The sequence below is a fragment of the Streptomyces sp. NPDC006487 genome, assembly GCF_042870555.1.
In the GTDB taxonomy this organism is placed as follows: domain Bacteria; phylum Actinomycetota; class Actinomycetes; order Streptomycetales; family Streptomycetaceae; genus Streptomyces.
The window spans coordinates 228126-241221 of sequence record NZ_JBIAHN010000002.1 but is presented as its reverse complement, the minus strand read 5'-3'; the positions used below and the strand labels follow the sequence as shown (position 1 = coordinate 241221).

Genomic DNA, 13096 nt, shown 5'->3' with positions numbered 1-13096 from the left:
GTAGGTCCGTGAGCCGGACCCGCGGGACCCCGCCGAGAAGGGGCCGGTCCTGCCGGGAGGCGGGGCCGGACCCGCCCGTCAGGACTCCTGCCTTCGGTGGCCGCCAACCAGGGGGCGAGCGTCGCACCCGGAACGCTACGGCCGGGTAACATCCGACGGCAATATGCAGGTTCCGGGTTTTTCGCGAGATCACCCGCGTCCGCGCACCGCTTGTCACGCGGATTACATATGCATGCGCTCACTTGTCATGCGGGAGAGCGTTTCCTTCGAATATCGCGATGCGAACCCTCTGCCGGGCGGAAAGATGTGGCAGTGCGGTGTGCGATCGACCGGAATTATCGACATTGCGCACCCGCGGGCTAATGCGACGCAGGCGACCGCTCACCCGGTGAACAGTTAATGCGGGCTCTTCAAAGAATCTTGAACTACGCCATTGTTCAGCCAAGTTTCCCGCAAGTAACGTCAGCGTCGCGGCCGAGGAACACCGAGCCGCGGGCCGTCTGTGTCTCCCCTATTGCACAGGCGCGGCCCACCTCTGCCGGTCAATCCCCAAGGAGAGTCCCAGAGTCATGAAGAAGAGCATCAGAAACTTCGCCGTCGTCACCGGTGCCGCCACCGCAGCGTTCCTCCTGGCGGCCGGCCCGGCATCGGCCGTGCCGTCCACCGTGTGGACCGTCAACCCGTCCCCCTCGACCTTCACGGCGACGAACAGCGGGAACATCGTCCTCAGCGTCAACGGCATCGCCATGACGTGTACGAAGTCGGGCGCCTCCGGCTCGATGGCCAGCGCCACCGGCAACCCTGCCACCGTCGGCTCGATCAGCGCCATCAACTTCGGTGCCACCGGCTTCCCCTGCACCAGTGTCCTGGGCAACGTGACCACCGTCGCGACCACCCCGTGGACCGTGGTGGCCCAGGACTACACCGCCGCGACCGGCGTCACCAAGGGGTACATCGGCAACGTCGACGCCAAGGTCACCGTCGGTGCCTGCGTCTTCCGCGTGACGGGCAAGGCGTCCGGCACCTACACCAACTCGACGGGCAAGCTCGCGGTCTCCAGTGTCAGCGGGGAGCTCAACGTCGTCTCGTCGACCAACTGCGGCAGCGCCGTACCGGTCGGCGCCAAGCCGATCTTCACCGGCGCCTACCTGGTCAAGAAGACCGGAACCACGGTCATCCCGACCATCGTCGGCTCCAACCCGTAAGGCGTGCGGGAGTGTCGCCGACACTCCCCGGGTCCGTGCGCCCGACCGGTGGGACCGGCCGGGCGTTCGCCGACCCACGACGCCGATCAGACGCGCCGGCCGGCCAAGCCGGTCGTCGGTGTTCCCGGACGATCCCCGAGCGGAGCCAGGCATGAGAGGCCACCGTCCCGCCCTGCGGACAACGCGCGTCCGCGCACGCGGTGCGGCGATCGCCGCCTTCGTGGCGCTCGCCCCCTTGATCCCATCGGCGGCCGCCGCGGTGGGCTCGCAGGAGATCACCGCACAACTGCCCTACGACTGCGCCCTGCCCTCGGGGCCGCAACGCGTCGCGGTGCGGGTCGCGGCCACCCTCCCCGACCGGGTTGCGGCCGGCGAGGCGATCCGTCCCACCGGGGTCACCACGACGGTCGAGCTCCCGGCCGGGGCCGTCGCCGACCTGACGGCCCTCAAGGCCGCCACGGTGGTGCCCGAGACCAGACTGGCCCTCGACGTCGCCCAGCGCGGGGCGAAGGTCGAGGCACTCTGGCGCGGCACCGGCCCCGCCCGGCCCGTCGCCGTTCCCGCCGAAGGCTCACTGACGCTCAGTACCACCGGCGACGCCCCGGCCGTGACGGCGGTCGTCAACGGCGACCTCACCCTCACGGCCACGGACCTGGGCGTCGACCTGGCCCTTGGTACGGCCGACGGCGCGCCCGCCACTCCCGCGTCCCTCTCCCTCACCTGCACCCTCGCGAAGGACGCGGACGGCCACGGCCTGCTGGCCACCGTGCCGGTGGGGCAGGCCACCACCACTCCCGCCCCGACCCCGGCCCCGAGCGGCACGCCCTCCCCGTCGCACCCCGCGGGCCCGGGATCCGGGCGTCCGGCGTCCCCCGCGTCCCCGACGTTCTCCGGTTCCCCGAAGGTGCCGTCGGCGCCCCGGACCCCCACGGAACGGGCGAAGGGACGGACGGGCACGGCGCCAAAGGTCGGCGACGTCGGCTCGTCGGCGGCCAGGCCTCCGGCGCCGGCCTGCGTCAAGAAGAACCCGACCGCCAAGTCCCTCAACGCGTACATCACGGGCTACGCCAACGTCCGCAAACTGAGCGGTGCCTCCCTGATTCCGGTGTCGTGCGTGCAGATCGAGCAGGGTGACCCGCAGATCGCCTTCCCGCCGGACGGGAGCCCGCCGCACCTGCTCCAGAAGTCGGAGGCCTATCTCGACTACCAGGGCCGCAAACAGACACCACCGTTCAAGTCCACCTTCCTGACCTTCGGTTTCACCCCGACGACGGCGACCATGGTCCTGGAACAGGCCGGGCCCATGAACGTGGCCTCGGACATCCTGCTCGTCTTCCCGGACAACCTCGCGGAGACGTACATACGGGCCCCTCTCGTCCTGCGCGTACTGGACGTCGAGGTCAACGGCACACGCCTGGACGTCGGCCCGTCGTGCCGCACGCACACCCCGCTCAGCTCTCCGGAGCCCGATCCGGCCACGTACCCGGGCCCGCACCTGGTGATGCTCGGGAAGGGGCAGCTCATCAACAGCACGGACGCCACCGGTTACCTCCTGACCTCCGGCGGGCCGCTGACCGGCGAGGTGACCATCCCCGCCTTCACGGGCTGCGGGGCGGGTGGCGAAGACCTGGACCGGCTGCTGACCGCCTCCATCTCCGGCCCCGGCAACCACATCAAGCAGATCCAGGGCCAGACCTGTGCGGTGACGGTCGAGGTACCGACCGATGGCCAGTGCACCGAGGACCGTCAGCCGTACGTGGTCCCCAAACCGGAGCGCTGACCCCTGCCACCGACCGTCCGGAGGTCCTGCGCACCCCCGGAATCCTGGCACCCCCGCACCACGACCCTGAACGTCCCCCGTCATCGAAAGGCACCGACATGCCACTCGTCTCCGCACGCACCCGGCTCGTCACCGTTTCGGCGCTGACCGCCTTCGGCGCGTTCGCTTCCCTCGGCACGGCGACCGCCGCCACGCCGGCCCTCAACGGCGCGTGGGGTCCCTTCACCCGCTGCCCCGTCGACTCGTCGGCGATGCTGGGGGCGGACGGCCTGGAGAAGACACCGCAGTGCGTCGTCTCCTACTCCACCAGCGGATCCATCAAACTCGGCAACACGACGGTCGTCACCGCCAACAGCAACCTCCAGATGGGCGTCGTCCAGAACTCCGACGGCACCAGCAGTGTCGTCGCGCCGGCCTCCGGGGCGATCATCGCCGACTCCGCGACAGTGCCCGGTGGCCTCCTCGGGCTGATGTGTCCGAGCAACATCCCGGGCATCACCGCCATCTGCAAGCAGCTCACGGACGGCAAGCTCAACAAGATCACCGCAACCCTGGAGTCGGTGGGCACCCCCACGAACTTCGACCAGATAGCGGGCGTCGTCACCGACCAGACGATCGTGAACATCCCCGTCCGCATCCACCTGGAGAACCCGTTCCTCGGCAGCAACTGCTACATCGGCACCAAGGACAACCCGATCGTCCTGAAACCGAAGAACCTCACCTACCCGGAGTTCGGCGTGGAACGGTTCAACGGTGACGGCAGCCCGAACGAGGAGGGTGACATGAGCCGCCTCAACCTCCTCGGCTCCACCCAGTACGACACGACCTTCGCCGTCCCCGGCGCCAGCGGCTGCGGCCTGGGTCTGTTCGGGCTGATCGACGCGGCGGTCAACCTCAAGACCGGTCTGCCGTCGGCGGCGGGCAAGAACAGCCTGACCCTCAACAACACCCAGACCTTCCTGGGCGGGCTCTACGCCCCGGGGACGGTGGCCCCCGACGCGGGCGCGCAGCTCGCCCGGAACTGGCACTCCGCCGTCAAGTAACAGTCACCGAGCGCCGATTCCCGGCCTATCTCACCCGCCCCGGCCCTCCCTCCTGCGCGGCTCGTGCTCAAGTGGTGTACAGCACAGGCAATTTGACTTAGCGTCAGCACCGCACAAAGGTACGCACCTTACGGACGCGCCCGAGCCCTCCAGTCAGACAGGGCACTGCCACGCCACGCCCCACCGGGCGCGCAGGAGAGCAAGGGGTCGGTCATGCCCTCAATCGCACCATCGCCGGACCTCGGTGAACCGCTCGATCCGCTCCCCAGAGAGTTCGCCGCCTTGATGAGGCCCGAGGTTCCGGGCCTCATCAAAGAGATCCGCGTCGAGGTCGAGCGCGCCTATCCGGTGTATGCACGTCTCCTCAACGGCCCCAACGCGGACGCCATCCGCCAGGGCGTGGAGCAGGCCCTGGCCACGTTCGTGGACCGTGTCGCGGACCCCGGCACGAGCTCGGTCCTGCGTGACGAGCTGCTGCGCAAGTTCGGCCGGGTCGAGGCGTACGAGGGCCGTGACCTCGACACCCTCCAGGGGGCCTACCGGCTCGGCGCGCGCATCGCGCTGCGCCGGGCCAAGACACTCGGCCGCCGGTACAACCTGTCGCCCTCTCTGATCCTCGCCTTCGCGGACGCGCTCTTCGCGTACGTCGACGAGCTGGAGGCGATCGCGCGCGAGGGGTACGCGGAGGTCCAGGCCCGTGCGGCCTCCGAGGTGTCGGCGTTACGTAGGCAACTGCTCCATCTCATCCTCGTCGGGTCGCCCCTGCCGCAGGCGACCATCGCCGAGCTGTGCGAGCAGGCGTCCTGGGAACTCCCCGCCCAGTGCACGCTGGTGGCCTTGCGCGCCCCGGCGCCCGACCACATGCGGACATGTCTCGACCGGGACGTCCTCGCCGACCTCGGCATGCCCCAGCCGCACCTGCTGATCCCCGGACCGCTCACCCCCGAGCGACTGGCGATGCTCGAGGCCGCCCTGTCGGGCGCCCCGGCCGTCATAGGCCTGACCGTGCCACCACCGCAGGCGGCCGACTCCATCCGGTGGGCCAGGCGGATACTGCAGCTCATCGACGACGGGATCGTGCCCGATCAACAGGTCGTGCACTGCGAAGACCACCTGACAACCCTGTGGCTCCTGTCCGACCCCGTGCTCGTCACCCACATCGCCGCCCGCGAACTGGCCCCGCTCAGCGGCCTCACCGGCTCCAGGCGCGGGCGCCTGGTCGAGACGCTGCGCGTCCACATCTCCACGCGGGGCCCCGCCGATCAGGTCGCGGAGTTGCTCGGAGTCCACGCGCAGACGGTCCGCTACCGCCTGCGCAACCTGGACGCACACCTGGGCGACCGCATCACCGACCCGGAGCACCGCTTCACGCTGGAGGCGGCCCTGCGCTCCCTCCACCTCCAGGGCAACGACTACGCGGAATAGTCCGGACACCCCTCCTCGGTCAGGCGCCGGGCGGTGTCAGGTCGAACCGGGCGATGACGTCGGGCAGCCAGGCGGGCTGTCCGAATTCGAGCCCGTACTTGGCGGCGAGCGCCGGCAACGCGTCCTGCGGCGGCGGCCCGTCGGCGAGCATTTCGGCCAGCTCGCGGAAGAAGTGCTCGAACCCGGCCGGGCTGATGATCTCGATCATGCGGGCCGGTACGGAGCCGGCGTTCCACATCGCGTGAAGCTCCCCGCGCGGCTTGGTGATGTAGCCGCCGGGGCCCAGAACGGTTTCGCGGTCGCCGGAGCGGAACCCGATCTCGCCCCCGGTCACGATCGAGTACTCGTCCTCCCTGGTGTGCAGGTGTGGCGGGACCAGTGCCCCGACCGGGAAGGGGTGCTCGACGACGGAGACCGCACCGCCGGTGTCGGCACCCCACAACTTGAAGGCGACCCCGATCGAGCCGAGGAAGGCCTCGGACCCCTCGCCGGGGCGGACGATGGTGAGCGGTGGGGCCAGCGGCTCTGTCATGGCGATCACTCCTCGACAGAATTTGGAGATACACTGGTGTTCCATTAAAAGGCTTCACCGCGGACCCCGGGATGTCAAGAGTTGAGCGAACAGGGCCGTTCACCGAAACCGCGTGGTTACGAGATGCGCAAGCGCGCCGAAGACGTGGGCCGGACGCGGCAGCGCATCATCGAGGCCGCCGTGCATCTCCACGGCACCGCGGGCCCGGCGTGGACGACCATCGCGGCGATCGCCGAGCGCTCCGGGGTCACTCGGCTGACCGTCTACCGGCATTTCCCGGATGAGACGGCGTTGTTCGAAGCGTGCTCGGGACACTGGCTGTCGCGGCAGAAGCTGCCCCGGCCCCAAGCATGGGGCGTGATCGAGAACCCCGTAGAGCGACTGACGGCCGGGCTGGCCGACCTCTACCGCTTCTATCGCGCGGGCGAGCCGATGCTGTCGCTGGTCATCCGCGACGAGCACGCCGTCCCCAAGCCGATCCGCGAGGCCCGGGAGGAGATGACCCGGCAGTACGTCGAGGTGCTGGCCGGCGCCTGGCCGGAGGCCGACGACCCGGTCCGGCGGGCGCTGATCGGCCATGCCGTGGCGTTCACCTCGTGGCGTTCCCTGTGCCGCGACCAAGGACTCGCGGACCGCAAGGCGGTCAAGGCCATGGTCACGCTGGTCGAAGCGGCCGGCACCGGGTTCTGAGGGGGCGGCCGCCCCACGGAGACCCGATCATGACCCACGGACGGGGCTACGCCGATGGCGGGTGGGCCCGCTCCCAGTCGTTGTGGAGGGCGGTCTCCGTCACCGCGAGTTGCCGCCCATTGCCATGCGGTCGGGAACATGGCAATGGGCGGTGGTCCTGCTTGCCTGCGGAACGGTGGTCAGCAGTGTCCGACGCGGATCTGGTTCACGATCTTGGTGGCTGACACGTAGCCGGTGACCATGATCGGGCGGCCGGTGTAGGGGCTGTAGCCCGCGCCTTGGACTCGGAACCAGCGGTTCGTGCCGTTGGACCACACACTGTCCACCCAGCAGTACATCGTGACGGGCGCACCGCTCCAGATTCCCCCGATGAGCTGGGAGTACGGTGTCGGCGCGGCGTAGGCGTTGGTCAGGCTGCCGGTCTTGGGCGCGGCAGCCTCCGCAGGCGAGGTCACTGCGACGGTCACCGCGACGCAGGCCGCGGCAACCGCGATCGCACGTCCTGCGCGCTTCCTTATCTGACCTATGGACATGGTTCAACTCCTTGCGAGGGCCAACGCGGACGGGTGGTCAGTGCCGCGGTCGACTGATTCTTCCGTTGACGAGCCCGTGGGCAAGGGGAGTCGACCCGGCGCGAAGATGCGCGAGGGGTGGTGTTACCGGCGTGCACGGCCGCACCCGGCCGCACGGACGACCGGACACGACAGGACACGACCGGGCCCCGGTGGCGCTGGTGCCGGGGCGGTGCTGAGGCGCGATCCAGAATTGTCGGAGTCCGGAGTCTGAGGATGTCGAGAAGCTGCCACCGGCTCCGACCCAGGGACATCAGCGGCCACGACCCGCCGCGCGAGAACGAAGGAGAAGCCGCCATGGCGATTCAGCGGATGGACAACGTCGGCATCGTCGTCGAGGACATGGACGCCGCCGTCGCGTTCTTCGTGGAACTCGGGATGGAGCTGGAGGGCAAAGCGGAGGTCGCGGGCCTTGTCGCCGACCAGTGCGCCGGCCTCGACGGCGTCCATTGTGACATCGCGATGCTCCGCACCCCCGACGGTCACAGCCGGCTCGAACTGGCGAAGTACCGCAGCCCTGCGGCGATCACCGCCGGGCCGCGCGACCGACCGCACAACATCCTGGGCACGCACCGCGTCATGTTCGCCGTCGACGACCTCGAGGACACCGTGGCCCGCCTGCGGCCGCACGGCGCCGAACTCGTCGGTGAGATCGCCCGGTTCGAGGACAGCTACCTGCTCTGCTACCTTCGCGGCCCGGCGGGCATCATCGTCGGACTGGCCGAGCAACTGCGCTGAGCAGGAGAGACGACACGGGCAGGAGAGACGACACCGGGCAGGAGAGACGAGACCGGGCAGGCGGACGCTCACGCGCTGATCTCAGTGGCGGTTCGCACATGCCGGCTGCCGGAATCGCCAAGGGCTCGGTTGGGTTCTTTCGGGGCGCACGATGCAGAACACCGGATGCGCCGCGGTGCGAGCCGCCTCTAGATCGAGGAGGTGAGCGGGGCCGCCCGGACCCGAACCCGCCCCGTGACCACAGCAGGAACGCAGCCCAGCAGGGTCAGGTATGCCCACCACTGCCAGGCCGCGCCGTCGAAGGTGTAGGCGAAGGCGGCCGGGGCGAGCGGCAGGATGGGGACGGGTGCCAGGTGCCACAGAATCCGGCCGCCGGGCCACCGCCGGGCCAGCGCTTCGCCGATCAAGGCAGTGGGAGCGGCGAACAGTACGGCTTGGAGCATCCCCAGGACGAGGCTGAGGAGGCCGAGCCACACCAGCGCGTACAGCCAGTCGCTGGGCTCGATGGGCAGCCCCTCGGTCAGCAGGGACAGCACGATCAGGACGATGCCGATGGCCGCATACTGGACTGTCGTCGCGTACCCCGCGATACACAGGGCCCGCCTGCCCGTCATCTTCCGCATCACTGCGCATTCCCTAGTTCGATCCCGGTTCCCGGGCGGTCTTGGAATTGAACGAGTTCAATCCACTGGCACAGTACACCCCCGCCGGGGCGGGGCGGCCGCGGGGAGAGACGGGCGGCCGGACGTGACCGGACCGGCCGATGACCCCAGCGGCGCGGCCAGGGTCGCCTCGGTTTCAGTCGACGGCCGGTGATGGTGCCGGTGCCGGTGTGAACTCCACGCGCAGGGACTTCGGCCCGCGGGTGAAGACGCCCTCGGCGGCCGGGTCGTACCCCGGGGCCGGCCGGACATCGGGCATCGCGTCGAGGAGCTGGTTGGCGGCGATCTCGACCTCTGCCCTGGCCAGCAGCGCACCCACGCAGAAGTGTCGTCCGAGCGCGAACGCCAGGTGGTCCGCTGCCGCGGAGAAGGCCGTGGTCGCCGCCAGGTCGTCGCGGAAGAGGTCGAAGCGGTCCGGGTCCCGGTAGCGCCCGGGGTCGCGGTTGGCCGCGCCGATGAGACAGGTGACGGTGGCGCCGGCCGGGATGGTGCCGCCGCTCACGGTGACGTCCACGGAGGTCTGCCGCATGATCATCTGGACCGGCGGGGTGTAGCGCAGGGTCTCCGCGAAGGCACGGTCGAGGAGTCCGCGGTCGCGCCGTACTGCGGCGAGCTGGTCGGGGTTGGCCAGGAGGTTCGCGAAGAGGCCGGCGATCGCCTTGTCCGTGGTCTCGGCGCCCGCCGTGAGGAGGAGGCTGCAGAACGCCTTGATGTCCTCGTCGCTCATGCTCACGCCGTCGACTTCGGCGGTGCAGAGCGTCGACAGCAGGTCGTCTCCGAGGTGTTCCCGCCGGTTCCTGATGACCGGCAGCATGTACGCGGCGAACTCGGCCTGGGCCCGCGTGCCCTCGGCCGCCTGCTCCGGGTCTCCGGACAGGTTGGCGGTGAACGCCACGAAGGCCCGGTACCAGTTGCCGAGGGCCGCCTGGCCGGACCGGTCCAGTCCGAACATGTCGGCGATGACCGAGATCGGGAAGTGCGAGGCGAACCCGCTCACCAAGTCGACGGATCCGGAGTCGCGGAACAGGTCGATCAGTTCACGGGCGTTGCGCTCGATGACCGGAACGACCTTGTCCCGGAGCTCGTTGCCGCGGAAGGCCGGGGCCACCAGGGCGCGTCGCGTGGCGTGTTCGCGACCGCTCATCTGGATCAGCGTCTTGCCGTGCACGGGCTCGGCCTGCCACGCGTAGTTGTCCGTGGTGAAGAGCGCTTCCTTGTCCTTGAAGGCCCTCTCGACGTCCTCGTAGCGCGATATGACCCAACTCTGCGTCCCTTCGTGCCAGAAGAGCGGCGCCTTCTCCCGCATGGCCCGATAGGCCGGGTACGGGTTCTCGGCGAACTCCCGAGAAAGGAGGTCCGGGACTTCGTGCGCGGCGGTCATGGAGTTCCCCCATCGGCTCGGCCTGGCGGCTGTCCTGAGGTGCCACGGTCACCGACGGTGCGGGACCGGTCGTGCTGCCACAACGCTCTGTGCGTACGCCTTCCAGGAAACCGCACGCCGTCCACCGACACCAGCCCCCGGCGTCACCGCCCGCGCACGGCCGGCATCGGTGCGTTGTGCCCCCGGCCCGTCATCGGTGGGAGCCGCTCGCGCTTCCGGACCACCTGCAGTCCGCCCCCCCCGTAGAGGTGGAAGAGGGCGAGCGAGCCGGTAGCGATCCAACAGAGCAGGACCCGCCCGGAGGCCCCGGACCTACCCCCCCCAGGGCCGATGCCCAGGACCGGGCGCGGACTTCGGCGGCCGGCGCGGGCTGCGCGCGCTGCGCGCAGGATGGGGTCCGGGCTTACTGCTCCCAGGGCGGCTTCCCCTCGAAGGCCAGGTGGTGTACGTCGAAGAGGACCGCGGCTTCGACGCCGAGTGCGGGGCCGCCCATCCGTGCCGCCCAGGTCAGGAACGGGCGGGGCTCGAAGCTCTGTTCGCCCAGCCCGCTGGTGTATTCGGCGTGGGCCGACAGTGAGGCGATGCCGCGCTCCAGGGGTTCCCCGGTGACGTCCACGGCATGCGTGGGGCGTTCTGGGCCGGCCATGCACACCAGGCGGACGCCGCCCCAGGGCTCGAGCCCCTCGTCGGCCAGTTCCGGGAAGATCCAGCGGTTGCCCGCGTCCCTCGCGGCGTCCAGGGCCGCGAGGCCGACCGCGCGGTGATCGGCCTGGTTGGTGACACCGGCGATCATCCGTACGGTGAACGCGCCTGTCACCACCACCTCGGGCCGGTGCCGGCGGATCGCGCGCACGATGTCGCGGCGCAGGTCGGGGCCGTACTCCACCACGCCGTCGCGATGGTCGAGGAACTCCACGGTGTCCACGCCGACCTCGCGGGCTCCGGCCCGCTCCTCGGCTTCGCGCAGCGGACCGGCCTCGGTGGGGTGCAGACGGTCGATGCCTGCTTCACCACGGGTGGCGAGCAGGTACGTCACCCGTTTGCCCTGAGCGGTCCAGCGCGCGATGGCCGAGGCCGCACCGTACTCGATGTCGTCCGGATGCGCCGCCACGGCCAGGCATCGCTCCCAGTCCTCCGGAAGCGGCGGCAGCTGGCTCTGCGGGCCGAACGGGCCCGTTTCATCTCGCGTCGTCATGTACCGATAGTGGCCCTCCGTCCTCCCCGATCCGCAGAGGCGCGCGTCTTCGCCGATCCTCCCGCGCTCACGGGACGGTGGTGCGCAGCGGCGAAAGGGGGTTCCGGTCGGCCGGATCGCCTCCGTCCCGATCGGGCGCGTCCGGGGCATCGGCCAGAGCGTCGCCGGCGGCGGGAACGACACGTTGCGTGGTGGTGAGGGAGACGATCTGCTCGTCGGCGACAGCCGTGCCGCCCTTCTGGACGCCGCTGGGACTGCCTCTGGAGGCGGCCACGACCGGATCTTTCCCGTCTCCCCCGTGGAGCCGGTCATTGCCGCACGGTGAAGAGGGAAGGGACCGGCTTGTCGGGGACAGCGAAACCGGTTTCGGTGGCGCGGCTGGCGACGGAGGCGCCGACCCCCTGCATGGTCAACTACCTGACCGAGCGGTGGCACTGGTCCTACGGGGACCGCTACTGGGCCATGACCACGGGGGCCGCCACCGCTCTCTACGGTCCGTGGCGCCGCGGCTGAGCGCGCCCAGGAGTGGGCCACCTTCCTTGACGTGGACGGAGCCCGGAGTCCTAGCGCCAGATGACCGCGTGCTCCGGGACGTCCCAGTAAGAGACGCGGCCGAGGATCTGACCGGCATTGTTGATCGTCAGTGCCAGGGAGTTCCTCAGGACCCGCCCCGGCGTCTCGTCGGGCAGGAGGGTGGCGTTCCCGGTGGCGTCCCAGATGGCGGCGCGCTGGTCGGAGGTTCCGACGGCCAGGCCCGGGTCATTGAGTGCGTGGACGGTGCGCCAGGAAGTGCCGGGGGCGGGCTTCATCACGACCATTCCGCCGCTGTTGTCCCACCGCACGGTCTCGATGCGGTCGCCGATCTTGGTGGAGCCGAGGACCACGTCGCGGTTGTTCAGCTCGTAGGCACCGCTGCCGTCGGACGCTCCCGTCATGACGCGGAAGACGCAGCAGCGCAATGCCCGGGCTGCCCGGTGGCCGCCCGCGACCGGGTCGTAGGTGTCGCCGGCGACCGTTCCGCGGTTGTTGATGTCCCGCGCGCTTGCGGGGGAGGGGAACTGGCTGGCGCCCAGGTACATGACCTTGCCGTTCGCGTCCCAGCGCACCGCGGACGTGTTGCTCGTGCCGGCGAAGCGGGCGGAACCGATGATCTCCCCGTTGTCGTTGACCCGGGTCGCGAGGCTGCCGACGGAGGAGAGCGGTTGCTCCAGGAAGGTCGGCTTGCCGTCGCGGTCCCAGCGGACGGCCCAGGTGGTGCTGTAGAGGGACGCCGTGCCGATCGCCACATGCTGGTTGTTGATGTCCTCGACGATGCTCTGCAGGTAGCCCTCGGGTTCCTGGAGACGCTTCGCCGTGCCGGAGGCGTCCCATGTCACGGCGTGCTGCTTGCCGTCGGGCGTATAGGCACTCCCGCCGATGATCCCGTCGTCGTTGACGGCCCTCGGCGACAGCCAGTCACCGCCGAGACCGCGGAGCGGGGTGACCGTACCGTCGGGCGCCCACCGGACCTGGACGAACTTCTCGCCCCGGGCGTCGCGGGCCGAACCGACGACGTGGCCGGCCTCGCTCAACAACTCGGCCGCCGTCGACGCGTAGCCTTCCGGCGGCTGCAGTTCGTACATCACCCGGCCGGCTGTGGCCGTGCCCTGCGCACTCTGTGCGGGCCCCATCGGCAGCATGGCCGCCACCGTCAGAGCCACCGTTGCCACGGTACGTAACATCAACTTCCCCTCCACAAGCGAACGGGGCGTAACACGGTGCCCGCCCCGGACTCATTCTGTGCCGGCGGCATGACCCCGCAAAGGACACCACTCCGACAATCGCCGGGCCGGCACGACGACCAAGACGTCCCCGCTCTCGACCTCTACGCGGC

The 13096-nt window shown here is 70.0% G+C and carries 13 protein-coding genes and 1 pseudogene; 8 read left to right on the top strand and 6 right to left on the bottom strand.

The features are described from left to right. The first annotated feature begins 569 nt into the window (after positions 1-569). The 4 genes from ACFYM0_RS03885 to ACFYM0_RS03870 all read left to right on the top strand — a co-directional run bounded on the left by ACFYM0_RS03885 (position 570) and on the right by ACFYM0_RS03870 (position 5453). Positions 570-1205 (top strand): hypothetical protein, encoded by a 636-nt coding sequence (locus ACFYM0_RS03885; protein WP_388496204.1) that lies wholly within the window; start codon positions 570-572, stop codon positions 1203-1205. Positions 1206-1356: 151 nt separating this feature from the next. Then, positions 1357-2985, top strand: a complete 1629-nt coding sequence (locus ACFYM0_RS03880; RefSeq protein WP_388496202.1) for a DUF6801 domain-containing protein — start codon at positions 1357-1359, stop codon at positions 2983-2985. 98 nt (positions 2986-3083) lie between these two features. Beyond that, positions 3084-4028 carry a hypothetical protein gene (locus ACFYM0_RS03875; RefSeq protein ID WP_388496201.1) on the top strand — a complete coding sequence of 315 codons (945 nt, stop codon included), beginning with the start codon at positions 3084-3086 and terminating at the stop codon, positions 4026-4028. Positions 4029-4241: 213 nt separating this feature from the next. After that, complete coding sequence (locus ACFYM0_RS03870) at positions 4242-5453, top strand: helix-turn-helix domain-containing protein (protein ID WP_388496199.1); 1212 nt, start codon at positions 4242-4244, stop codon at positions 5451-5453. Positions 5454-5472: 19 nt separating this feature from the next. Here ACFYM0_RS03870 and ACFYM0_RS03865 read toward each other — a convergent pair whose 3' ends face one another. After that, positions 5473-5985 carry a cupin domain-containing protein gene (locus ACFYM0_RS03865; RefSeq protein ID WP_388496198.1) on the bottom strand — a complete coding sequence of 171 codons (513 nt, stop codon included), beginning with the start codon at positions 5983-5985 and terminating at the stop codon, positions 5473-5475. An 81-nt stretch (positions 5986-6066) separates the two neighbouring features. On the opposite strand from ACFYM0_RS03865, the gene ACFYM0_RS03860 reads away from it, so the two are divergent. Then, entirely contained in the window at positions 6067-6675 is a 609-nt protein-coding gene (locus ACFYM0_RS03860) for a TetR/AcrR family transcriptional regulator (RefSeq protein ID WP_388496196.1), read from the top strand. Positions 6676-6854: 179 nt separating this feature from the next. On the opposite strand, the gene ACFYM0_RS03855 is transcribed toward ACFYM0_RS03860, so the two are convergent. Next, positions 6855-7208: a hypothetical protein gene (locus ACFYM0_RS03855; RefSeq protein WP_388496194.1), complete on the bottom strand. Its 354-nt coding sequence runs from the start codon at positions 7206-7208 to the stop codon at positions 6855-6857. Between the two features lie 336 nt (positions 7209-7544). Between ACFYM0_RS03855 and ACFYM0_RS03850 the strand changes: the two genes are divergently transcribed. Further along, a complete protein-coding gene (locus ACFYM0_RS03850; RefSeq protein ID WP_388496192.1) occupies positions 7545-7985 on the top strand; it encodes a VOC family protein in 441 nt (146 codons plus the stop codon). A 188-nt stretch (positions 7986-8173) separates the two neighbouring features. On the opposite strand, the gene ACFYM0_RS03845 is transcribed toward ACFYM0_RS03850, so the two are convergent. From ACFYM0_RS03845 to ACFYM0_RS03835, 3 genes are all read right to left on the bottom strand, one after another. Then, entirely contained in the window at positions 8174-8608 is a 435-nt protein-coding gene (locus tag ACFYM0_RS03845; RefSeq protein WP_388496190.1) for a hypothetical protein, read from the bottom strand. Between the two features lie 175 nt (positions 8609-8783). Further along, positions 8784-10028 carry a cytochrome P450 gene (locus tag ACFYM0_RS03840; protein ID WP_388496188.1) on the bottom strand — a complete coding sequence of 415 codons (1245 nt, stop codon included), beginning with the start codon at positions 10026-10028 and terminating at the stop codon, positions 8784-8786. A gap of 403 nt (positions 10029-10431) precedes the next feature. Beyond that, entirely contained in the window at positions 10432-11223 is a 792-nt protein-coding gene (locus ACFYM0_RS03835; protein ID WP_388496186.1) for a PIG-L deacetylase family protein, read from the bottom strand. 184 nt (positions 11224-11407) lie between these two features. Here ACFYM0_RS03835 and ACFYM0_RS03830 point away from each other — a divergent pair, with 184 nt between their 5' ends. Then, positions 11408-11548, top strand: a complete 141-nt coding sequence (locus ACFYM0_RS03830; protein ID WP_388496185.1) for a hypothetical protein — start codon at positions 11408-11410, stop codon at positions 11546-11548. 77 nt (positions 11549-11625) lie between these two features. Next, positions 11626-11736 (top strand): annotated as a pseudogene (locus tag ACFYM0_RS03825) (dipeptidase); the annotation flags it as partial. 50 nt (positions 11737-11786) lie between these two features. Here ACFYM0_RS03825 and ACFYM0_RS03820 read toward each other — a convergent pair. Next, the gene (locus ACFYM0_RS03820) at positions 11787-12923 is read right to left on the bottom strand and encodes a hypothetical protein (RefSeq protein WP_388496183.1); all 1137 of its coding nucleotides are present in this window, start codon (positions 12921-12923) and stop codon (positions 11787-11789) included. Positions 12924-13096: the final 173 nt, after the last annotated feature.

Excerpts from the sequence above, each read along its gene's own strand:
- ACFYM0_RS03840 (WP_388496188.1), bottom strand. The coding sequence starts at position 10,028 with ATGACCGCCGCGCACGAAGTCCCGGACCTCCTTTCTCGGGAGTTCGCC.
- ACFYM0_RS03835 (WP_388496186.1), bottom strand. The coding sequence starts at position 11,223 with ATGACGACGCGAGATGAAACGGGCCCGTTCGGCCCGCAGAGCCAGCTG.
- ACFYM0_RS03855 (WP_388496194.1), bottom strand. The coding sequence starts at position 7,208 with ATGTCCATAGGTCAGATAAGGAAGCGCGCAGGACGTGCGATCGCGGTT.
- ACFYM0_RS03875 (WP_388496201.1), top strand. The coding sequence starts at position 3,084 with ATGCCACTCGTCTCCGCACGCACCCGGCTCGTCACCGTTTCGGCGCTG.
- ACFYM0_RS03870 (WP_388496199.1), top strand. The coding sequence starts at position 4,242 with ATGCCCTCAATCGCACCATCGCCGGACCTCGGTGAACCGCTCGATCCG.
- ACFYM0_RS03865 (WP_388496198.1), bottom strand. The coding sequence starts at position 5,985 with ATGACAGAGCCGCTGGCCCCACCGCTCACCATCGTCCGCCCCGGCGAG.
- ACFYM0_RS03880 (WP_388496202.1), top strand. The coding sequence starts at position 1,357 with ATGAGAGGCCACCGTCCCGCCCTGCGGACAACGCGCGTCCGCGCACGC.
- ACFYM0_RS03885 (WP_388496204.1), top strand. The coding sequence starts at position 570 with ATGAAGAAGAGCATCAGAAACTTCGCCGTCGTCACCGGTGCCGCCACC.
- ACFYM0_RS03845 (WP_388496190.1), bottom strand. The coding sequence starts at position 8,608 with ATGCGGAAGATGACGGGCAGGCGGGCCCTGTGTATCGCGGGGTACGCG.
- ACFYM0_RS03850 (WP_388496192.1), top strand. The coding sequence starts at position 7,545 with ATGGCGATTCAGCGGATGGACAACGTCGGCATCGTCGTCGAGGACATG.